Source organism: Lysinibacillus sp. RC79, assembly GCF_041262405.1.
Taxonomy (GTDB): domain Bacteria; phylum Bacillota; class Bacilli; order Bacillales_A; family Planococcaceae; genus Lysinibacillus.
This window is the reverse complement of the sequence record NZ_JBGCCD010000011.1, coordinates 93,816-114,675: the sequence shown is the minus strand read 5'-3', so window position 1 is coordinate 114,675 and position 20,860 is coordinate 93,816. Positions and strand designations below refer to the sequence as shown.

The following is a 20,860-nucleotide window of genomic DNA, read 5'->3' as shown; positions in this document are numbered from 1 at the left end:
CTTTGTAGCGGCAGCAGATGTTTTTTGTGCGAAAGCGCAGTGCTAACGTAGCGGCAGCAACAGATGTTTTTTGTGCGAAAGTGTAGCGGCAGCAGCAGATGTTTTTTGTGCGAAAGTGCAGTGCTAACGTAGCTCAGCAACAGGGTTTTGTCTGTGCGAAAGCGTAGCGTCAGCAACAGGGTTTTATCTGCGCGAAAGCGAAGCGGCAGCGGCAACAACACGATGTTGGTCACTCAGGCGTTTTCACAGGATGTGAAGTTCTTAGGCTGAGTTCCTTTATTTCAGCGGATGTTTGGACACCCGCTGAAATAAGTTAAAACGTAACCATTTTGTCAGCCCATTCAACAACTTTAGCACAGACATCCATTGTAGAAATTGGACAAGTAGTTGTTTTATCTAGAAATCTCGATTGTGAACTACCCCCACTTAGTATCCTTACAAGCTTACTTGAAGTGGGGCTTCTCGGTTAGTCGATACTTTTGATAGCTAACGAATTAGTTCCAAAAACTTAATTAAAAATTAGAACTGTCAAAAGCAGTTTCAGATTACAGTTCTTTTTTTCTTTATATTTAATGAGCATGCATAACAACATTCTTTTTCTTTGAATATAGTAAAAAAGTGATGGTTAAACTTAAGCTAATAATACCAAAAACAAGTCCCAATCCACTTAAACCAACTAAATCTAGCATCATGCCTGTTGACAATAAGACGACCTGAAAGATGACAGAATCAATCATATTACGGAATGAGAAAAATCGCCCATGAAAATCTTTTGGCACTTGCTTTTGAAAAATCACCATTGTCGTCGGGAAAAAACAGCCTACTGAAAAACCAAAAACTCCAAAAGCTAATAATGCCAAAAATTTAATATCCGAGAATATTAGCAATAGCTCCATCGAACCGATGATAAATGCTAATACAAAAAGTAGTGTTTTAGTGTTCAGCCGTTCCGTAATGAATTTCAAACCAGCTGCACCTAGCATAAAACCTATGCCCTCAACTGTATATAATAATCCTGATATTGTCGTTGAATGATGAATCTCAGAAATTTTCATGATCACTAAATTAAAGGAACCTAAAAATAATGTTGGAATTAACATTAAGACAAGTGTCATTAAAACAATAGGATGCTCCTTCACCATCGGTAGCACTTCTTTAAAGTCGCCCTTTTCATTAGTTGCTGACGATTGATTTGCCATTTCATTTAATTGTAGGAAGTTCGTAATAACAAACATCATCATATAGACAATAAATGAAATGATGTATAACCATTTCAGCTCAAAGAAACTTAGCATAAATCCCGCTGCAGCAGTACCAATAATCCTAGAAATCGTTCGAGCATTCATTTGCCAAGCATTTAATGTAATTAAATCCTTATCCTTAACAATCATTGGAATAATAGATTGTAGAGCAGGCATATAAAAAGCGGCTGCTATTTGCAACGTAATTAAAAAAAGAATCATCCAAATAACTGAATTTGTATAAAGTGCCATAAACATAAATAAAACACTTATAATTCGCCCTACACTAGCCCACTGTACAACTGTTTTCTTCATTGACCTGTCGATAATACGCCCTGCCAACGGACCTACTACTAAACCCGCCAAAATACCGCTGGAAATAATTAATGATTTGTGAAAGTCAGAGGGTACGACCTCTTGCATAAAAGCTAGATTCCCTATAATCCCAGCCCACAAGCCAAGACCTACAACAAATTCACCTAATAAAATTATCCATACATTTCGATTACGCCACATGCTGTATCTCCTTGTTGTTTCATTTATTAATTAATAAATCGTAACAAAATTACAAATATTAGTACATAGTCATTTTTAAAAAAATCACCTCTTTAGTTTTTCTTAGAGGTGATTTAGTATTGGATATTTATATTAAAATAAATGTGAAGATTGTGCAGAAATGTACTTAAACTTACAGGTTAGGTTAGTTGAAGAAGAAACTTTCAAAACAATAGAAAAGACCACTTTCCCTCTTCTAGGATTGTAAACTCCCAATAAACACTAATTCTGATGCATCTCTAGAATCTAAAGCACCGTTCATAATTTCTTGTACATCATTCAAAGTATCTTTAAGGCTGACAGATTGGCCAGGTTTATTTGTAAAGGACTCGGCAATATAAAATGGCTGTGTTAAATATGCTTCAAGTCTCTCTCCTCTTTGATATGTTTGTAACTCAGAAGTCGGAATCCGTTCAATCCCACTAACATTCACTAATGAACGGAGTTCCCGATAACGGCGAAGAAGTTTTAGGGCTTTTTGTTGAATTGTGAAATGTTCCTGATCTAAATGTGCTCCTTCGAGAACAGTTGATGTTGAACTAAGAGGATTAACAGCTGGATAGCGGTGTCTTGCAGCAAGATCAGCATCGAATTGCCAAAATGTTTCAAGAGGTCCATAAGGTAAATCTTCATCAACAACTTCGCCTGTCAAATCAACGAGGAAGGTTGTAACAGAATGAATTCCAATCCCTTGAAGATTCTCCTGCAGTTGTTGGATACCTCCTGTTATAACATGGGTTCTGTCGGCAACGAACATAATATCTTTGTCTCCACCAATATTTGCAATACTCTCATACGTGTCTTCAATGGTGTTTGTAATGATTTCTACATTTTCAACAAGATCATTTAATCCTTGATGTTCACCTTCAGGCATTAAAAGGATTGTTTTATATGCTTCATTTTTTAATCGATAGAGTAATTCTGCTAATACAACGAGCTGCCCCATTCCAGGGCGTGCAACCAAACCGACAGTACCTCCTTTTGCTAAAGGAGCAAATAAATCTAAAGTTTTGATTTTGGTTTCTATCATTTCGATTTTCTCCCCTCTGATAATCAGATTATCCAAACTACAATCGGCTAATGATGCAAGTGCAACTAAAGTCCGAACCTCGGCTCTACCAACAGGTATTTTTCCCGTGCATAGGTTAGAAACGGTTGCTGATCGCAAGCCAACTTGCCGGGCTGCACTTGTTAGATTCGGTACTTTCCTGCGTAATAAGCTTACGTTTAATCTTAAGTCATCCATTTTTCCATAATTCCCCTCCTTTACTCTATATAGTAAATCAAATGGAGTTATATTGCAACAAAAATTACTCTTAGAAACAATATTAATTACTTTGTAGAGTAAATCACGCACGAGGCTATTCATACTCAAGGAAGAGGTGCATTGAATGAACAACTAAGTTGTGTGTAGTTTAAACATACTTAAATTTTTCAGGGTACGATTAAGTTGTATGAACACATAAAAATTGTTTTAATTTTTCATTAACTAACAAAGGCTTTAGTGCAACAAAGGTGTCAAAAATAATCAAACTTTTTTACAATGAATTTTATCTGCCACATTAAATAAGAGCATGTTTTGATCAATCTTTTTTCAAAACATGCTCTTTGAATTTGTCCTTATATCAAAGTTGATATCATTAATTTAATCGAAATTTATTACAAAGCTACAGTCTGACAGAAGATAAACGTTATGTTTTTAGGAGTTTTATAGACAAATCGGGCATTTATGAGGATCGTCAAAACTGGGTCTACGCAAAGTTAGAAAGATATCTCGCTTTCAATTTATATTAATTTTCTTATAAGGCGGCGCCAACCAATCCAGAAAATAATGACCATCATTCCTGCACCAACAGACTCGGTCAGTTTCCATAAAAGTATAAGAATTAGCAAAATAATTAACGGAAGAATCGTTAGCTTAAAATCATCTAACTCTTTCATTCATGCACTCTTCTTTCTTAAGTGACATAATTAGTACTCAAAATACTTCCGACAAGCATCAAACACTAAAATTCCTTGTATGAAAAGGGCTGGTGTTTACTCTCAAATTTATATTTTTGATATGAAATATCTCCCCCATCCTACATTTAAATAACATGGATACTGCTTATCTTCATCATATTCTGAAGGTAGCATAATGGAAACCTCATGCTTTTTTATTTTCACTTCATGATCTTGCATCAAAATTTTTAGTGTCTTTTCTTCTTTCTGTAACAGCTTCACCATCATTAATTGTCACAAAATGATGAAGCGTTTTAATAACAGTCGTTGATAGCAGCACTGGATTCTTACATACTCGCTTCCTCTCGAACAATCGCGAATATTTTTGCATTTAACCTTTATTTAACCTTCCGCATATTTCAGCTGATACTTTTCCATTACTCGGCTAAAGAACGAGGCTAGAACTTGCTGAAATAGCATACCAAACACTACAGGCATAACCGTTTTTGCAGGAAAGTATGTAGTCGCTATTACAACCCCTACAGCAATATTACGCATCCCTCCTGTAAAAACGAACATCGTAACAATGCTTATATCCTTCCAAAGTATATGCCCTAAAACTAAGCAAAAAGCATATCCTGATACAGCAAGTAGAAATACAACCAAAATAACACTAACAAGCTCCACGTTAATATTTTTAATGTACGGGGCAATTGCACTACTGTTAATCATTACAATACTAAATAAGCTAAGTTTTGAAAAAGGGGCTAATTTCTTTCCTAGTGTCAGCTCAATTTTACCTTTAGTAAACTCATTTAACGCTACACCTATAAGAGAAGGCACAACAATCATCCAAAGTAAATCTAGAATGAGACCAACAGTATTAATTTCGATTGTTTGCCCTACAACAATATGAAGTAATGCAGGAATAACAATGGGTGAAATGAGTGTATCGATTAAAATAATTGCAAGACATAATGCGAGATGCCCCCTACAAATACTGACCCAAATAAAGCTCGTTACTCCTGTTGGCACAGCGACTGCTAAAACAAATCCAATTGTTAGTAGATGATCGTGAAAGATGACGGTTGATACAAAATAAGACCAAATTGGCATGAGTAGGTGTAAAAATGCGATAACAATTAAAATAACTTTTGGGTATTTTTTAAGACTTTTTATTCCTTCAAAATTCATGCTTAAACTACCTGCAAATGTCATAAAAGCAAACAGCCACGGCACTAAAAATAATAGCTGATGCCCTACGTTCTCTAACAATACACCAACAACTAAGCTAAGCGGAGTTAAAATAGGCATCCATTTTTGGAGGTATTTATTTAAACTATTCAACATCTCTTTTTTCCCTTCTTTTTTAAAAGAACAGTTTTCTCCAGCCTCTTTATAGTAAAATCAATTATGCCTCGGCATAATTGCGTCCGGAATCGGCTTTGTGTTTAGGCCTGCAGATATTTTTTGCGCGAAAGCGTAGCGGCAGCAACAACGTGTTTTGTCTGTGCGAAAGCGAAGCGTCAGCTACAACACGATGCAGGTCAGTTAGCCGTTATCGCATGGATGCGATGATTTTAGGCTAACATCCTTTATTAACTCCTTACCGATTCCGTGACATCCGCCGGAGGCTTTAACTTCTTTCAGCAATTATTTTCTGTAGCGAAAGCGAAGCGTCAGTTACAAAAGACATTTGCTGAAAGAAGTTAAACTAGAAAAATTTGCAGTTTTTATCCATATCCTTCAAACTATTAACATGACTAGAAAGAAAGGATGACTGAGACTAATGAAAAAATTAGTGTGCGCTTTTTTACTTCCCCTACTTGTTGTGACAAGTGGATACACTGTACAAGCTGCTGGCTTTAAAGATGTGCCAGAAGATCACTATGCGTATGAAGCCATCATGTGGGCAGAGGAATATGATATCGTGAATGGCTATGAAGATGGTACATTTAAGCCCAATGCAATAATTACAGAGCAACAACTCGCAAAACTACTTGCTAACTTTTACGAGCTTGAATCACCGTATGATGAGTTAAAAAAACAGACTTCTGCTGCAAACTGGTCTGATGAATATTACAATCGTCTTGCGAGCTACGGTGTTCCATTAAACGGATATATTGATAACACTATTCGAGCAGCTAGTGTAAAGCGCGGTGTTGTGGCACAGGCAATTACACATTTAGCTAATGGTAAAAGTGGATTAGATCAATCCATACAGTTTCTAATCGATTATTACATTTCCACTGGTCAAAACTTTCAGTATGAAAACCGCAATTTACAGAAGTTTTTTGGTGTAACTAACAATATGACACGAGCTCAAGTGGTGACAATGCTCTACCGTATGGACGAAAGAAATTTTTATGAAATTTCAGAGGACGCACAAGCAATTCATGAAAATAAGAGTAACGCTTCTTTAAATACACGAGCGAAAAATGGCCAAAATCAGCTAGATAAAACAATGCAGCTAACAACACCTTCTAAAAGTGCTTGGGATGGTACCTATTCGTATTACTATAAATGGGGTACAGGCTCAACTGATTTTAATCGCCGTGATGCCTATATTTCCAATGCAACAAGCAAAAGCATTACTATATTCATTACTGCCAATGATGGGACAGCTGCGGGGAGTGTCGATGGGACAGCAACGATTACTTCGAACACTAAGGCTGTGATGAACAAATCCTCAAACGGCAATCGGTGTGTATTAGAATTTGAACGCCTTAATAATGCACTAAAAATTACCGAGGTAGATTGTCGTACAGAGCATGATGAAGGAACTAATTTTTCTGGGACTTTAAAGAAACAATAAGTTTTCTAAAGGTCCGACTGGAAATCTCCCCAAACTTATAAAGGAACACCCTTGTGGACTTTTATAAGTCACCATAATACCTTCCATAGTGAAAAGAACTAAAAGTGCGAAATGGATTAAAAAGAATCATTCGCACTTTTTCTAACGTCATCACCATTCAAACACTATGTTTCCCTCCATTCTATATATGCAAGAATACCGTCTACACAACATGCTTTTTTCGATACAACCGTGTGGCCCTTAAAAAAGTTTTATAGAAAAGATGTTTACTCAGCTTTCCTAAACAGCAAACATAAAGAATCCACTTTGAAAAATATCAATCAAAATGGATTCTACATTTTTTATTTCAGATGTAATCATTAGTTAAATTGTTTTAGGATACGTTTTGTATAACAGGTACCCGTAAATTTAATACGCAAGTCCAGATTAACGAATGTTAGCTTTACGGAAGCCATCAAATACACTGTATGCTGCAGCTATCATAAAGAGTGAGATTCCACCACCAACTACCCCCGTTTTAAATTGATTAGTAGTAGTAGCAAATAAATCCGTCATATACGTAATGAAATCTTCGCTTAGTAAATTAGGATTTAATAGTATTACAATAAATACAATAGTGCCAATTAGCTGTAGGGTAGTATTGCATATTGCCATTCTTTTCGTCCATTGCTGCTTTATTAATTTATAAAGGGATAATGCTATTTCTAAACCTATGACAATAACAACGACAGGCCAATATCGAAGCAAAACTTCTTGACTGAAAGTTGGAGTCACAAATACAAGCCCATCTCCCCCACCTTCATATACGCCTACTAGATGATTCGCATAAAAGTAAAATGTTGCCCAAATCGCAGTCCACATTAAACTTAAAAATACTTCGTACTTTGATATTGCTTTTTTCTTAGGAATATAAGGTTTATTTTTTAAATCATCAGGCGTCCATTCTTTAAAGCGTGCTGTTAATGGCTGCCCACCCCTTCCTTTATCTGTTCTTTCCAATACAGCAAACATAAGTGTTAGCCAAAAGAATACTTGTATCCCTACTTCAATGATTCTCTGAATTCCTTCAGTCATAAGGTTCAAACCAATATTTAAAACCGCTTTTTCCCCACTATATCCAATAAAATATTCGGTAGTCATCGCGATTAACGAAATGACAGCAGCAATCGGTAAAATCATTTTAAGTAAAGTCACATATACATCAAAATAGCGTGGACCAATCAAGTACATTGGCCAATCTCGATAATTACTTGCCAATGCCACTGGACTCCCTAATTTTTTAAGAACCACTTTTACATCTTCTTCACTATAATCATCAGGCAACATATCCTCTATGTTTGACCGTAACTCAAGTACAATATCCTCACGATTTTTTTCAGGAAGCCTTTGAGCAACTTCCCGAATATAAACCTCAATTAAATTCATCGTCTTCCTCCCCTTTCAATAAGTTATACAGCTCTTTCGAATTCTCTATCCATTCTTTTTTTAACTGCAAAAATATTTCCAGCCCATATTCACTTAAAACATAATACTTACGGGGCCTACTCTCAGATGTATCCCAACTACTCGACACCAACTCCTGTTTCTCTAATCTACGAAGCAATGGATATAAGGTACTTTGATCTATAGAAACACCTAACCCTTCCAATAACGAAACAAGTGAATATCCATACTGAGGCGTTCGTAATTGACTTAAAACCGCCAATGTCAACGTTCCTCTCCTAAGCTCTGTAGTTAATGAATTCAATAAATTACTCATCCGCCCACCTCATTTTTATTACTATATGTCATACAGCATTTACTTTATACTATGCATCGTACACTATTGTTGTGACGAAATCAAATGAAATTCTGAATTATTTTAAAAAAGAAAATTAGTAATCTACACAAAAAGTTGGAATAAAAAGAAACCACAAATTTGATATGTCAAAAATGCGGTTCCCTCTTTATAAAATAATATTTAGGTTTGGCTTTTTCAAATGGTGCTGCTTATTTCAGTGGCAAGCACCTTTTTATCATTAGTCCGTGAATAACAATGCTCTTAAAACTTCTTATATATCTTCATGGCAATCGCTATAAAATCAGCGAGATACGGAGATATGTGTTTATCCTTATGCCAAGCGATATCCGTAAAAATATCTGCTAAATTCATGGATGTCGTCAGTTCTTTTAAACTATGGTTTTCTAACTCCTTCTCCACCACCATTTTGGGTAAAAATGAAATACCTAAGCCTGCCATCACACATTGCTTAATGGCTTCAATACTTGCAAATTCAATCATTTGTATTGGTAGCGTACCTTCCTGCTGCAGCTGTACTTCCAATTGATTACGGTAGGAGCAACCGCTTTCCGTCAAAAGCATCGTTTCATTTGAAAGTTGCTGTACAGAAATTACCTCTCTTTCCACGTTGCTATTAGTAGATGCACTGACAAATACTAATTGCTCTCGAATAAGTCGCTCCCGATGTAACATGGGTGTTTCCTTATATGCATCTGTAATAAACGCTATATCCAGATTGCCTGACTGCAATAAATCTTTGGCGATTTCCGTTGTATGTACAGGCTTAAAAATGATTTTTACTTGTGGATGGGCTTTCTGAAATTGTTGTAAAATACTCGGAAGACGGTACACACATTGACTTTCCTGTGCACCTATCTTTAACACCGCTTGTGCTTGTTCATTTAATACAGCTTTTTTCATCTCCCCATTTAAATCTAGCATTTTTTGGGCATATTGTTGTAATCGCTTGCCCTCCTCTGTAAGGGTAATGCGTTTTCCAAGCCTCTCAAAAAGGACTACGCCAAGCTCTCCTTCAAGCGATTTAATTTGTGCTGTAATACTTGACTGTGCATAATCTAGTAGCTGTGCAGTCTGCGTAAAACTTAACGTTTCTGAAGCTGTTAAAAACGTTTGCAGCTGTTTAAGATCCATCTTCCCCACCTCTAAATCGTTTTTTTCGATATATTTCATCGAAACATTCAGCTTTATCGATAATAAATATAAGTTTACACTAGTTATAGCCTGAAGGATAGAGGAGGATTCTTATGAATATTACCGCTTTTATTGGTAGCTCTAGAGCCGATAGTAATAGTGAACAATTAGCTGATTATGTATTAGATGGCATAAATCATGTAAAAATAGATCTAAAAAATTTAACGATTGAGTCCATTCACGATTTACGCCATGATGACAATGGCTTTCAGTTTGTAGATGATGATTATGATCAAATTATCCATGCATTTTTAAGAAGTGATATCGTTATTTTTGCAACACCGATATATTGGTACAGCATGTCGGGAATCATGAAGAACATGGTGGATCGACTTAGTCAAGCTATTCGAGATGAGCGGTTTCCACAGTTAAAAGAAAAACTACAAACTACCGAGGCCATCGTTCTTGCTGTCGGTGGAGACGACCCATATATAAAGGGCCTACCAATGATTCAACAATTCCAATATATCTTTGATTTCTTAAAGATGCCGTTCTCCTCGTATATTATCGGAGAAGCAAACAAACCTGGTGAGATTATTCATGATGAGCAAGCACTAACGCAGGCATCTATATTAAATAAGAAGTTAAAAGCACGTATCTATCCCATATAAAAATACGACCTGAAAGAGGCTAATCTTTTAGGTCGTTTCATAATGTTGAAAACAAAATAGTCGAGGAAATCATGGTGAAAATTGTGGCGCTTTAAATGAAGGAGTCTCCGTTCCAGGCTACTCGCCATAATCAATCATAATAACTGTGTCGGCAATTGTACATCTGTTGTTGCTGACGCTACGTTGCCACTTTGCTTTCGCACAAAAAACATTTGATGGCCCAAGCAGCTCAGCGGCCCTTCAGTAAAGCGCCCTGCCGGATGGAAATCAACCCTTCATTTTGGTGATGAGCCATACAAATGATTTCTAATAAATTTTGGCGCATCACCGGTGGTTTAGGATGACATTTTGTTAGAACGTATGCCATGTATATAGGTTGATTGGAGTGGAGACTGGGCGACTCCTTAGGGATCAGCGTCACAGATGAGACCCTGGAACGAGCAACGCGAGTGAAGCGGCTCATCGGACGCCCCTAGGAAAGCGCCCAGTCGGAACGGAATTCAATCCCTCGCTTTGTCAAATAAGCACACTTTATTTAATAGGACATCTTAATTTCATTAACATAATAGTTTTTCAATGTTAAATTTCCGCTTCTACCGGAATATGTTGGAATGTTGTAACATCAAATAACCCTGTATCTGTCAACTTTAAAGCAGGAATAACAGGTAAAGCAACAAATGAAAACGTCAATAAAAAATGGAAATCTAGTGTTGGATTGAGCTCGTGTAGGGCGTTATGCAAACTTGCTAATTGCTTTTTTGCTTCATCAGCTGATGCATCAGTCATTAAGCCTCCAATTGTTAATGGCATTTCCGCTAAAATCTCACCATCAGCTACTATGACAAAGCCGCCTTGAATTTCTTGAATGCGTGACAGAGCAAGTAGCATATCTTCATCATTCGTGCCTACTACTAATGCATTATGCGAATCATGAGCTACAGTAGTGGCCACTGCCCCTTTTCGTAAACCAAAGCCCTTCACAATACCAAGACCTGTCGTATGCAAATTGTGATGACGCTCAATAACTGCTAACTTTAGTAAATCCTGTTCAACTGACGGTACAAATACACCATCTTTCACAGGTACATCTATTACCAAATGGTTCGTAATAAGCTGATTCGGTATAATTTCCATTACATTCGCCTTCGTACCTTTATGGAATGGAATGCTAAGCTTGTCCTTCGTTACTTGCGGTAAATGTACAGAGCGATGGATATGTGCAGGTACATTAGATTCAGTGCGATTCGTTAACATAGCACCGTTTTCAGCAACCTTTTCACCATTTTTCCAAACTGCTTTTGCACGCATACTGTCGATATTTTCAATTAGTACAAAATCAGCCTTATAGCCTGGTGCTAAAACGCCTCGATCATATAAACGATAGCACTCAGCTGTATTAACAGTAGCTAGTTGAATCGCCTGCAACGGCTCCATCCCTTCCTCAATGGCCATTGCCACATCGAAGTTAATGCTACCTTCATCCATTAGCTCGTCAACGTATTTATCATCGGTACAAAAGCCAAAACGACGAGCATTTGTTGCATTGACAGCAGGCAATAAATCACGTAAATTTTTTGCTGCTGAGCCTTCACGAATTAGTACATACATCCCCTGCTCTACTCGATCAGTAGCCTCCTGTGCCGTTACACATTCATGATCTGTATGGATACCAGCAGCACGATAGCCCGTAATTTGATGACTATTTAAGCCCGCACAATGCCCATCAACAACTAAATTAGCCTGTTGTGAAAGAATTATCTTGTCTAGCATGCCCGCTTCACCGTTTAAAACGGCTGGGAAATCCATGACCTCCGCTAAGCCTCGAACATCTTCGTGCTTTAAAAACGGCTCTAAATCTGCCGCTGTCAGTGTTGCTCCTGCATTTTCAAAATGAGTGCCAGGTACACTAGATGGCAACATAACGAAGATATCCATATCTGCTTTTTTGGCATCGTCTAGCATAAACTGAATGCCCTCCGCACCTGCAACATTTGCAATTTCATGAGGATCTGTAATGACTGTTGTGATGCCATGCGGAATCAATATACGGCTAAATTCTGCAGGTGTTAGCATCGAAGATTCAATATGTATATGTCCATCAATGAGACCAGGTACAACATATTTTCCTGCGGCATCCTCTTCTTTTTTAGCTTTAAATCTATTCATTGTATCAAGCGCCACTATTTGTCCATTGTTAACGACTATATCTGCTTTTTTCCACGTCAATGTAAAAACATCGGCAATTTGTGCATTACGCAATATAAAATCCGCCTCAATTTTTCCTTGCGATGTTAAAATATTTTGTGCAAGCTGTTGTAGTTTGTTTGTCATTCTCTGCACTCCTGTTTTCTTTTTGAATTATCATGCATGAATACTCGCCTAAATTCAAGTAAAGATTTATCATTTAACAAAGAATATTTTCCCCATTTTCAATAAATCATCAAAAAACGACCACATTTTAATGGTCGTTTGTAAATTCAAGCTCTTTAGGTGGTTCGCCTTTTTTATTCATCAAGCGCATACGGATTGGCTCGATTTTTAGTGTAATCATTTCATCATGGTTACCAACGAAAATGCTTGTAAAAAATTCGGCTAACTTATTTTTTATTCCTTCCTCTAGAATTTCTGTTAGCTTTCCTTCAATTTCAACATACGTATCACCAAAGCCTCTATTTTCGTATCCATATAATATATGTGTATATGGGTTTTTACGAAGCTCCTCCATTTTTTCAGAATGTTTATTCGTTACTGTGTACAATACAAAATCTTCATGTTGGAATGTCATATAGCGTGAGAACGGTTTACCATTCTCAACTGTTGCCATCGTTCCTATTTTTTCTCGATTTAAAACTTCTAATATTTCATCTCGTACAGAGGTCATGTTATCTCATCCTTTCTGATCTCCTTATATTTTGTCCTTATTTAGCAAACTTAACCGTATTTTTTGAAAAGTATGAAATGACAATCTTCGGCTTATTTTAAAATCTATTGCTATAATAACTTGTTGGACGACATGAATTTTTAGAATGAGGGTTTTAATGATGAAGCAAGCATTTTTCACACGGTGTCTGTTCTTTATAACAGGCATTTTGGTTTTATCCTTAGGTATAACGTTGACGATTAAAGGTCAAATTTTTGGTGTTGGTTCGTGGGATGTGTTACATATTGGGCTAGCTAAATCATTGGGATTAACCATTGGTATCTGGTCAATTCTCATCGGACTGGCTATTTTAGCATTTGATATGGTAGTAACGAAGAGGTTTCCACTGCCTGGCACATTTATAGATATGTTTTTAGCAGGTATTTTTATTGATATTTTTAATTATTGGCTTCCTGATATAGATGGTTTTGGGATGCAGCTATTTGCTTATGTTTCTGGCTTAATACTACTTGGCTGGGGCTGTGGTATGTACATGGTAGCGAATTTAGGCATTGGTCCTCGAGATACATTGATGCTTCTAATGGTCCATAAACTTGGCTGGAGTGTTACACGTTCTCGAACAACTATGGAAGTAACTGTCGCTATACTTGGTTTTTTACTTGGTGGACCTATTGGGGTTGGAACGGCTCTAATGGCTTTTGGTCTTGGGCCAATTGTACAATTTGCTTTAACTTTTAACGAAAAATTATTTTTGAGATTGACTGGCGTGAAAAGCGCTGTAGTATAAGCTTTCAAGACAATGCAAAAAAGTGCATTGTCTTTTTTTATTCAGTTGCAATATACAGTTCAACTATATATAATCTAACTATATAGTTGAACTGTATATGAGGTGAACATGTGAAAAAGCATAAATTATTACCTTTATCTGAAACCATGCATTATATTCTACTCGCATTGCGTGAACCATTACATGGTTATGCAATGATGCAAAAAATCGAGGAAATGAGCGCTGGTAGTGTAAGGATTGCTGCTGGCACTATGTATGGAGCAATTGAAAATTTGTTGAAATATCATTGGATTTCTCCTGTAGAGACACCGGATACGAGGCGTAAGGTTTATCAAACAACAGCTGAGGGACTAGCAATATTAGCGGCCGAGCACCAAAGATTGCAGCGGATTTTATCTTTATATGAGGGAGTTGAAGGACATGATAAAATTTAAAATCTTTTTTGATATCGAAAAGGAAGAGCAATGGTTAAATCATATGTTGTCCAAAGGATGGGTTTGTACAAACATAAATTCTGCCGGTTTTTATACATTTAAAAATACGACTGATCTTGAACAAGTTATCCGCATTGATTTTCAGCAAGATCTTCGGAGAGAGGATCGAACTAACTATAAACAGTTATATGAGGATTTTGGATGGCAAGCATTAAAAGAAAGATCGTATGATGGTACCTATTATTGGTTAAAAAGAAAAGATGGTAACGACGAATTATTTTCTGATAATGATTCCCAAATTGCTAAATATAAACGATTAATGATGCATTCCAGCAATTGGGCAATATTCTCTTTTATGTGGTTAATGATTTTTTATGCTAATGATAAATTTCCTTACCTTTTCAATATAAAAGATGCTTACTTTACGCCAGGATTATGGGATAAAGAAGGTTTTGCTTTTCTTTTTTCTTTTTTATTTGAAACACCATTTGCTATCATGCGTTTTATTCCACCATGGCTATTTTTAGCAACTTTCAGTATGTACGTAGTCACGTATTTCCGTTATCGCCAATCCTTACAGCTGTATAAAGAATAAACAGCAAGGAGCCACTAACCGCATGTAAGATGGCCCCTTCTTTGTTTCTATTTTTCTGAATCAGATGGATTTTTCCCAGTAGCCTCGATTACTTCAGGGGTTCCATCTACTGTGTCCTCCTGCACATTTTCAGCAGCAGGCGGCGTAATCGTCACTAATGTATAATCATCTTCTTGTAAAATTTCAAAGGTAAACTTTTCGCGAATATCTCCTACATAAAGTGATGTCCCGATGGCTACATCAGTCACATCAACCTCTATTGTTTCAGGGATTTCTGTTGGATTTACTTTTATGCGAACTTCACGATTAGGCTGTAATAGGAATCCACCATCTGCAACCCCGATGGCATGACCGCTAACCGTTACTGGAATATCGACCTCTAGTTCCTCTGCCATATTAATGGACTTAAAATCTACATGCTTTACATTGCCCTTTAACGCACAGCGTTGTATTTCTGTTAATACTGCGTTAACCCGTTTACCGTCTACATCTAATTGAAAGACATTTTTATTACCGAATTGAGCTAATATTTTTGCAAATTGTCTAGCATCCAGTGATACCGCTGTTGACTCTATTTGATAGCCATAAACAACACCCGGAATAGCACCGTTCTGTCTAAGTTGAGTTAATGATGATTGACGCCCTTTATCACGTTTTTTTACAGTTAAAACAGTATTCATCGTATTTTCCCCTTTCATGGAAACTATGTCTCATAAAAGGTTTTGCCCGTTCTATAGATTTTTATACATGAGCACAATGTTGTAGCTTTCTCTGACGTTCGCTCCGTCGCTTCGGAAATTCTATACCCCAACAAAAAAAGCCGAGACGTTTTTATGCTCAGCTAATTTTATCTAATTACAATCTTCCGGCCGCGCTCAAAGTCACCGCTAACATTTTAGCAAACTCTCCGCGGGTAATAAATTGATTTGGTAATAGATTTGTATTGTGGTCTAGAGCACCGATTGCATACAAAGTCTCAGTATGACGCAATGCTTCCCCCTGAAGATAGTAGCTATCCTGATAAGGTAAGATCACATATTCCTTTTCTGGAACATAATCAATAGCTTCTAATGTTCGACCCAGCATTAAAATTGCCTGTTGGCGTGTAATTTTTCCATTGGGATCAAATGTAGTTGGCGATTTACCGTTTATAATTCCTAAAGAATGTAAGGCACCAACATAACCACTATACCAAGATTTTTTGACATCAATGTCTTTAAATTGTTTTGTCGGTATTTGTTGAAAGCTGAATGCACGAACTAATAATGCACTAACCTGAGCACGTGTTAAGGAATCATTGACACCAAAATTATCTGCTGTTTTACCTTGAACAATACCCCGCTTCGATAAAGTAGTAATATACGAACTATACGCTGATCTCCCTATATCACGAAAATAATTTGGCTGTGAATTATCAAATTTTAATTCTGCATTATTGTGAATAGTGGCAATTACTCGGTCCTTTAGATCTCGATAAGCAATCGGCTCCAATACGCCTTTTTTAACAACTTGCTTTAAGACCCCGTCCTGACCATTTTTAAAAATTTCCACTTCTAAGGGCTGACGGTTATTAACAATATTAGCTTTAATACTAAAAATATCCCCTTTTTCTGATGCATTAATTGTGGCACCATATGCAGAGTACACCGTCATATTTGGCGTTTTCATATGTACATAACTGGTTGGCTCTTGATAAGCATGTGCTTGCATTGGAATGACCAATGATATGCCTAACAACCCTACCAATACACCCTTTGAGATTTTCCCTTTCATCTTGTTTCTCCCTTCTTTTCATCTACCACTATCATACTGGATTTAACTATCCAAAAATATAGTATATTTAGAGAATTGTTCTACCCAAAAAACTACACTTCAATTGTTCAGTCTTATGAACAGTTGAAGCGTAGTTCAAACATGTACTTACAAAATTGTTACTTTATTATCTAACAATAAATGTAAATCATGAAGCTTTTTAATTTCAAAATGTGGTTGAATGTCACTTGTATTTTCAATATTACGTATATTAAACCAGCATGTATCAATTCCGGCTTGTAGTCCGCCTTTAACATCCGATGTTAAAGAATCACCAATAATCAAGGTTTTATCCTTATTTATATGTTCGATACGTTCAAAAACATAATCGAAAAAAGCTGGCATTGGTTTTTGATATCCTGTTTGCTCCGAGATAAAAACGCCTTTGAAAAATTGTGCTAAATTTGCATCCTCTAGTCGTTTATTTTGAGTAATTGTTTTACCATTTGAAACGACATATAACTCATAGTTATCTGCAAGCTGTTCAATTACTTCGTAGGCACCATCTACAAAATGATGCGCCTCCTTCAAATATTTTTGAAAGATCGCTTCAAAGTATTCCCCATCTACATCTAAGCCGAATTCCTTTAACGCAATCGAAAATCGAGTGTTATGTAATGTATTTTTAGACACCTCACCACGTTCAAAAGCACGCCACATAGATTCATTAATCTCTTTATAACGTGCAATCATCGTCGGAGTTGCTGCAATATTTTCTTGTTTAAATAAACGGTCAAGTGCTGCATTTTCAGCTAAGTCAAAATCTAATAATGTGTCATCCACGTCAAACAATAATGTTTCATACTTAGTCATGTCATTCCCTACTTTCTTTGGTGCTGTATTACCATATCATTCCTACTATCATAACGTTTTTTTAGAAAAATAACAGTAAAATTACCTACCTGCCCACTTTCCGGAATTTTATGAATAATCGCACGAATAAAACTTTGAAAAATATTTCCTTCATTGAGTAATAAAAAAATGATCATCTTGCCTAAAAATAGCCCTTTCGATAATTTCATATTTGAAATTATCAGCGAATATGAGACAATAGAATGCTAGAAAGGAAGATGTACCAATTATGAAGACCCTACAAAAAATTACGCCTGCCTTTGATCCATGGGAAGCGTATTTAGATGTTGAACAACATGGGCATATGACCCTATCTAATATAGAGTTCACAACAACGACTCTTTGTAATATGCGCTGTTCACACTGCGCTGTCGGCTATACATTACAAACTAAAGATCCAGATGCATTACCAATTGAGCTAATCATAAAGCGTCTCGATGAAATTCCACAACTTAAAACAATCTCGATTACTGGTGGAGAACCGATGATGTCTAAGAAATCCGTTCAAAACTATGTATTACCTTTATTGAAATATGCGCATGAACGAGGCGTGCGAACACAAATCAATTCCAACCTAACATTGGAGCCCGAACGTTATTTACTGATTGCACCGTATTTAGATGTACTACATATTTCACATAACTGGGGTACTATCGATGAATTCGTCGAAACAGGCTTTGCCATGATGGAGCGAAAACCGACTTATGAACAACGTGCAGCTTTGTTCCAACGTATGATTGATAACTCAAAAATGCTAGCAGAACACGGTGTAATGGTATCGGCGGAAACAATGTTAAACAAAAAAACTTTACCGTATTTAGAGCATATCCATAACCAAATCATCAACGAAATGAAATGTGCACGCCACGAAGTGCATCCGATGTACCCTTCAGATTTTGCAAGTGCCCTTACGTCTTTATCACTTGAAGAAACTCGTGAGGCGATTCATCATCTACTTGATGTTCGAGATGAAAACACTTGGATGCTATTTGGTACGCTACCTTTCTATCCATGTAGTATGAATGAAGAAGATCAAAAGCTTCTAAAACGACTAAGAGAAGAAAAAAACGTGACGATGCGTAATGATCCAGATGGTCGCTCTCGCTTAAATGTCAATATCTTTACAGGTGATGTCATTGTAACAGACTTTGGCGACACACCTGCACTTGGCAATATTGCGAACGACGAGTTACCAGCGATTTTTGATAAATGGATGGCAACAGATTTAGCGAAATCACTAAACTGTCACTGTCCAGCAGTAAAGTGCTTAGGTCCTAACGTTCTTGTTAAAAATATGTATTATAAAGATACGAAGTTTGTTAGTGGCTCTGCTAGAGTGTAAAAGAAAAAATGTCCAATGCATACATTTGCATTGGACATTTTTTATAGGATTCATGATACTTTTTCCTTAACAATAAAAAACTACCAAATGTCCTACTCGGGGGCAGGGCGCGCTGTAGGACTCCTTTAAGATCATATCAAAAAGACAATAGGAACAAAGCGTTCGGAAGCAAATAAGTTTAATCAAAGAAGCTATGTTCACGTATGGAACATAGCTTCTTTGTTGTTATTTTCTTCTACCACCGCATCATATTGTCTTGATTATTTGCTGTACATCTTTTTACATGATTCATAGTGTTTTTTCGCTAGCAAATTCGGAGCTGTTCTTGTTGATTAGTAGATTTGTGTAAGTACTCCGCCGCTAAAGCTGTGTGGTTCATATTAATTCCTTTGCAAGTAGCTTATAAGTATTCATGCGACTTTCTAGAGCGTATTGATTGCAGTTTAGCATTACTTCGTCAAATCCATAATGCTCTTGCTCTGCTACTAAAAATTCAGCGATTTCCTTAGGAGTTCCGACAAGATTGGCTTTTCGATTATTGGCAATTGTCATTTTATCCAACTCCGTAAGTGGATAATCTTTTGCTTCCTCAGGCGACATCGCTTGAATGATTTGTCCTTTCATGAGATGAAGACGTGTAATATCAATCGGCTTTGCTAAATATTCCGCTTCCTCTAGCGTATCTGCAACTGTCGCCGCATAAGTAACGATAATTTGTGGCTTCTCCATGTAATAGGAAGGTATAAAGTAATCTCTATACGTATCAAATATATCCTTTGACATATTGCCAGTGAAAAACTGCGCATATGAGTAACCCAACCCTAATCGTCCTGCCTGCATAGCACTTTGCCCACTAGACCCAAGTAACCAAGCCTCTGGTAATTGGATATTAAATGGTGCCGCTATCACTTGATCATAGACATCTTCGCCTGTTTTTTGATTATTCATCAGTTTTAAAATTATTTCGAGCTTATCGTATTGCTCTGTAAAACGTTGTCTTCTTCCCTCTGCTAGCGCATAAATAGAGGCATGGTCGCCACCAGGGGCTCTACCGACGCCAAAATCAATACGATTTGGTGCCAAGCCACTTAGTGTTTTAAAAACCTCTGCCAGCTTATATGGAGAATAGTGCATCATCATAACGCCGCCAGTACCAATACGAAGACGTTTTGTTTTCGCTGCTAAGAAAGCTGCTGTAACCTCGGGAGCTGAACTTGCCAGCGAATGACTATTATGGTGCTCTGCTAACCACATACGATGATAGCCAAGCTCTTCACCTAAAAGCGCTATTTGTTCTGTACGCTGAAAGGCTTCCTCAGCAGTATGACCTTTTGGTATAGGCATTTGATCTAAAATACTTAATCTCATTGAAAACACCCTCTCTGTCTCTTAGCACTCCTCTCTACTGTAATATAGGAAGTTATTTTTACAAAGGAAAAGACCTTACTCATAGGCGAGCCGCTTTGAATGCCATGTTTCATAAACCATGCCAATAAGCAGCCGGTTTTGTACGGGACTCAATACGACATCATTAAATTTCATCGCATAGGCTGTAAATTTCTTTGTTTGTTCATCCACTACGAACTGTAAAATGGCATGTCCTTTCTCACCTTCAAATGTAATATCACCTGATAATTCGACAACATGCTCGCCTGTTTTTGCCTGATAATATCGCCAATATGGTTCAAAAAATGCATAATTAAATGCATTACGAACAGATACTTCTGAAAAATTCCCCAAATACCCTTCTTTTACTGTATCGATATACTCATTATCAGTTATATCTCTTTTGGCATTATACACATATGCGACAAGTAGCCCCATAAACACAACACAAATAAATACTCTTACATGATTCCCTAAACTCAAATGTCATCACGTCCCCTTTACGCAAAAAACACTATCACCTACATAATACATTAAAATATATACACAAAGTAGAATATTTTTGATTTTTGTAGAATTTTAAAATTTTTAAAAAGATTAAATTCTCAAAATTAAT

General features: G+C 36.8%; 20 protein-coding genes. 6 read left to right on the top strand and 14 right to left on the bottom strand.

Features of this window, described 5'->3' with window-relative positions; all coding sequences use genetic code 11:
• Positions 1-569: 569 nt before the first annotated feature.
• The 4 genes from ABH968_RS12985 to ABH968_RS12970 all read right to left on the bottom strand — a co-directional run bounded on the left by ABH968_RS12985 (position 570) and on the right by ABH968_RS12970 (position 5,087).
• The gene (locus ABH968_RS12985) at positions 570-1,757 is read right to left on the bottom strand and encodes an MFS transporter (RefSeq protein WP_370044474.1); all 1,188 of its coding nucleotides are present in this window, start codon (positions 1,755-1,757) and stop codon (positions 570-572) included.
• A 235-nt stretch (positions 1,758-1,992) separates the two neighbouring features.
• Positions 1,993-3,042 carry an ATP synthase beta subunit C-terminal domain-containing protein gene (locus ABH968_RS12980; protein WP_370044472.1) on the bottom strand — a complete coding sequence of 350 codons (1,050 nt, stop codon included), beginning with the start codon at positions 3,040-3,042 and terminating at the stop codon, positions 1,993-1,995.
• A gap of 539 nt (positions 3,043-3,581) precedes the next feature.
• Entirely contained in the window at positions 3,582-3,737 is a 156-nt protein-coding gene (locus tag ABH968_RS12975; protein ID WP_370044470.1) for a hypothetical protein, read from the bottom strand.
• 402 nt (positions 3,738-4,139) lie between these two features.
• Positions 4,140-5,087 carry a bile acid:sodium symporter family protein gene (locus ABH968_RS12970; protein WP_370044469.1) on the bottom strand — a complete coding sequence of 316 codons (948 nt, stop codon included), beginning with the start codon at positions 5,085-5,087 and terminating at the stop codon, positions 4,140-4,142.
• A gap of 439 nt (positions 5,088-5,526) precedes the next feature.
• Between ABH968_RS12970 and ABH968_RS12965 the strand changes: the two genes are divergently transcribed.
• Complete coding sequence (locus ABH968_RS12965; RefSeq protein ID WP_370044467.1) at positions 5,527-6,552, top strand: S-layer homology domain-containing protein; 1,026 nt, start codon at positions 5,527-5,529, stop codon at positions 6,550-6,552.
• 426 nt (positions 6,553-6,978) lie between these two features.
• Here ABH968_RS12965 and ABH968_RS12960 read toward each other — a convergent pair whose 3' ends face one another.
• The 3 genes from ABH968_RS12960 to ABH968_RS12950 all read right to left on the bottom strand — a co-directional run bounded on the left by ABH968_RS12960 (position 6,979) and on the right by ABH968_RS12950 (position 9,484).
• Complete coding sequence (locus tag ABH968_RS12960) at positions 6,979-7,977, bottom strand: HAAS signaling domain-containing protein (RefSeq protein ID WP_370044466.1); 999 nt, start codon at positions 7,975-7,977, stop codon at positions 6,979-6,981.
• Positions 7,964-8,311: a PadR family transcriptional regulator gene (locus tag ABH968_RS12955; RefSeq protein ID WP_053597344.1), complete on the bottom strand. Its 348-nt coding sequence runs from the start codon at positions 8,309-8,311 to the stop codon at positions 7,964-7,966. Before ABH968_RS12955 ends, ABH968_RS12960 begins: the two co-directional genes overlap by 14 nt.
• Before the next feature lie 282 nt (positions 8,312-8,593).
• Entirely contained in the window at positions 8,594-9,484 is an 891-nt protein-coding gene (locus ABH968_RS12950; RefSeq protein ID WP_370044464.1) for a LysR family transcriptional regulator, read from the bottom strand.
• Between the two features lie 113 nt (positions 9,485-9,597).
• On the opposite strand from ABH968_RS12950, the gene ABH968_RS12945 reads away from it, so the two are divergent.
• A complete protein-coding gene (locus tag ABH968_RS12945) occupies positions 9,598-10,155 on the top strand; it encodes a flavodoxin family protein (RefSeq protein ID WP_370044462.1) in 558 nt (185 codons plus the stop codon).
• A 579-nt stretch (positions 10,156-10,734) separates the two neighbouring features.
• Here ABH968_RS12945 and ade read toward each other — a convergent pair.
• Complete coding sequence (gene ade, locus ABH968_RS12940) at positions 10,735-12,486, bottom strand: adenine deaminase (protein ID WP_370044460.1); 1,752 nt, start codon at positions 12,484-12,486, stop codon at positions 10,735-10,737.
• 127 nt (positions 12,487-12,613) lie between these two features.
• Positions 12,614-13,036: a pyridoxamine 5'-phosphate oxidase family protein gene (locus tag ABH968_RS12935; protein ID WP_370044459.1), complete on the bottom strand. Its 423-nt coding sequence runs from the start codon at positions 13,034-13,036 to the stop codon at positions 12,614-12,616.
• 160 nt (positions 13,037-13,196) lie between these two features.
• On the opposite strand from ABH968_RS12935, the gene ABH968_RS12930 reads away from it, so the two are divergent.
• The 3 genes from ABH968_RS12930 (at position 13,197) to ABH968_RS12920 (ending at position 14,852) form a co-directional block, all read left to right on the top strand.
• Entirely contained in the window at positions 13,197-13,823 is a 627-nt protein-coding gene (locus ABH968_RS12930; protein ID WP_370044539.1) for a YczE/YyaS/YitT family protein, read from the top strand.
• Positions 13,824-13,969: 146 nt separating this feature from the next.
• On the top strand, positions 13,970-14,257 hold the full coding sequence (locus ABH968_RS12925; protein WP_370044537.1) for a PadR family transcriptional regulator: 288 nt from the start codon (positions 13,970-13,972) through the stop codon (positions 14,255-14,257).
• Entirely contained in the window at positions 14,244-14,852 is a 609-nt protein-coding gene (locus tag ABH968_RS12920) for a DUF2812 domain-containing protein (protein WP_370044457.1), read from the top strand. The genes ABH968_RS12925 and ABH968_RS12920 overlap by 14 nt, the downstream gene beginning before the upstream one ends.
• 47 nt (positions 14,853-14,899) lie before the next feature.
• Here the strand turns inward: ABH968_RS12920 and ABH968_RS12915 are convergent, their stop codons facing one another.
• The 3 genes from ABH968_RS12915 to ABH968_RS12905 form a co-directional block, all read right to left on the bottom strand.
• Positions 14,900-15,532, bottom strand: a complete 633-nt coding sequence (locus tag ABH968_RS12915; protein ID WP_370044455.1) for a 50S ribosomal protein L25/general stress protein Ctc — start codon at positions 15,530-15,532, stop codon at positions 14,900-14,902.
• A gap of 175 nt (positions 15,533-15,707) precedes the next feature.
• Positions 15,708-16,625: an S-layer homology domain-containing protein gene (locus ABH968_RS12910; protein ID WP_370044453.1), complete on the bottom strand. Its 918-nt coding sequence runs from the start codon at positions 16,623-16,625 to the stop codon at positions 15,708-15,710.
• A gap of 147 nt (positions 16,626-16,772) precedes the next feature.
• Positions 16,773-17,477 (bottom strand): YjjG family noncanonical pyrimidine nucleotidase, encoded by a 705-nt coding sequence (locus ABH968_RS12905; RefSeq protein ID WP_370044451.1) that lies wholly within the window; start codon positions 17,475-17,477, stop codon positions 16,773-16,775.
• Positions 17,478-17,745: 268 nt separating this feature from the next.
• On the opposite strand from ABH968_RS12905, the gene yfkAB reads away from it, so the two are divergent.
• Positions 17,746-18,858, top strand: coding sequence for a radical SAM/CxCxxxxC motif protein YfkAB (gene yfkAB, locus ABH968_RS12900; protein ID WP_370044449.1), 1,113 nt, complete (start codon positions 17,746-17,748; stop codon positions 18,856-18,858).
• Positions 18,859-19,233: 375 nt separating this feature from the next.
• Here the strand turns inward: yfkAB and ABH968_RS12895 are convergent, their stop codons facing one another.
• Positions 19,234-20,226: an LLM class flavin-dependent oxidoreductase gene (locus ABH968_RS12895; protein ID WP_370044447.1), complete on the bottom strand. Its 993-nt coding sequence runs from the start codon at positions 20,224-20,226 to the stop codon at positions 19,234-19,236.
• 75 nt (positions 20,227-20,301) lie between these two features.
• Positions 20,302-20,727: a hypothetical protein gene (locus tag ABH968_RS12890; protein WP_370044445.1), complete on the bottom strand. Its 426-nt coding sequence runs from the start codon at positions 20,725-20,727 to the stop codon at positions 20,302-20,304.
• Positions 20,728-20,860: the final 133 nt, after the last annotated feature.

Bases quoted from the DNA above. Each gene is read 5' to 3' on its own strand.
- ABH968_RS12970 (WP_370044469.1), bottom strand. From the start codon at position 5,087: ATGTTGAATAGTTTAAATAAATACCTCCAAAAATGGATGCCTATTTTA.
- yfkAB (WP_370044449.1), top strand. From the start codon at position 17,746: ATGAAGACCCTACAAAAAATTACGCCTGCCTTTGATCCATGGGAAGCG.
- ABH968_RS12950 (WP_370044464.1), bottom strand. From the start codon at position 9,484: ATGGATCTTAAACAGCTGCAAACGTTTTTAACAGCTTCAGAAACGTTA.
- ABH968_RS12960 (WP_370044466.1), bottom strand. From the start codon at position 7,977: ATGAATTTAATTGAGGTTTATATTCGGGAAGTTGCTCAAAGGCTTCCT.
- ABH968_RS12965 (WP_370044467.1), top strand. From the start codon at position 5,527: ATGAAAAAATTAGTGTGCGCTTTTTTACTTCCCCTACTTGTTGTGACA.
- ABH968_RS12945 (WP_370044462.1), top strand. From the start codon at position 9,598: ATGAATATTACCGCTTTTATTGGTAGCTCTAGAGCCGATAGTAATAGT.
- ABH968_RS12975 (WP_370044470.1), bottom strand. From the start codon at position 3,737: ATGAAAGAGTTAGATGATTTTAAGCTAACGATTCTTCCGTTAATTATT.
- ABH968_RS12955 (WP_053597344.1), bottom strand. From the start codon at position 8,311: ATGAGTAATTTATTGAATTCATTAACTACAGAGCTTAGGAGAGGAACG.
- ade (WP_370044460.1), bottom strand. From the start codon at position 12,486: ATGACAAACAAACTACAACAGCTTGCACAAAATATTTTAACATCGCAA.
- ABH968_RS12915 (WP_370044455.1), bottom strand. From the start codon at position 15,532: ATGAATACTGTTTTAACTGTAAAAAAACGTGATAAAGGGCGTCAATCA.
- ABH968_RS12910 (WP_370044453.1), bottom strand. From the start codon at position 16,625: ATGAAAGGGAAAATCTCAAAGGGTGTATTGGTAGGGTTGTTAGGCATA.
- ABH968_RS12925 (WP_370044537.1), top strand. From the start codon at position 13,970: ATGCATTATATTCTACTCGCATTGCGTGAACCATTACATGGTTATGCA.
- ABH968_RS12985 (WP_370044474.1), bottom strand. From the start codon at position 1,757: ATGTGGCGTAATCGAAATGTATGGATAATTTTATTAGGTGAATTTGTT.
- ABH968_RS12905 (WP_370044451.1), bottom strand. From the start codon at position 17,477: ATGACTAAGTATGAAACATTATTGTTTGACGTGGATGACACATTATTA.
- ABH968_RS12980 (WP_370044472.1), bottom strand. From the start codon at position 3,042: ATGGATGACTTAAGATTAAACGTAAGCTTATTACGCAGGAAAGTACCG.
- ABH968_RS12930 (WP_370044539.1), top strand. From the start codon at position 13,197: ATGAAGCAAGCATTTTTCACACGGTGTCTGTTCTTTATAACAGGCATT.
- ABH968_RS12935 (WP_370044459.1), bottom strand. From the start codon at position 13,036: ATGACCTCTGTACGAGATGAAATATTAGAAGTTTTAAATCGAGAAAAA.
- ABH968_RS12895 (WP_370044447.1), bottom strand. From the start codon at position 20,226: ATGAGATTAAGTATTTTAGATCAAATGCCTATACCAAAAGGTCATACT.
- ABH968_RS12920 (WP_370044457.1), top strand. From the start codon at position 14,244: ATGATAAAATTTAAAATCTTTTTTGATATCGAAAAGGAAGAGCAATGG.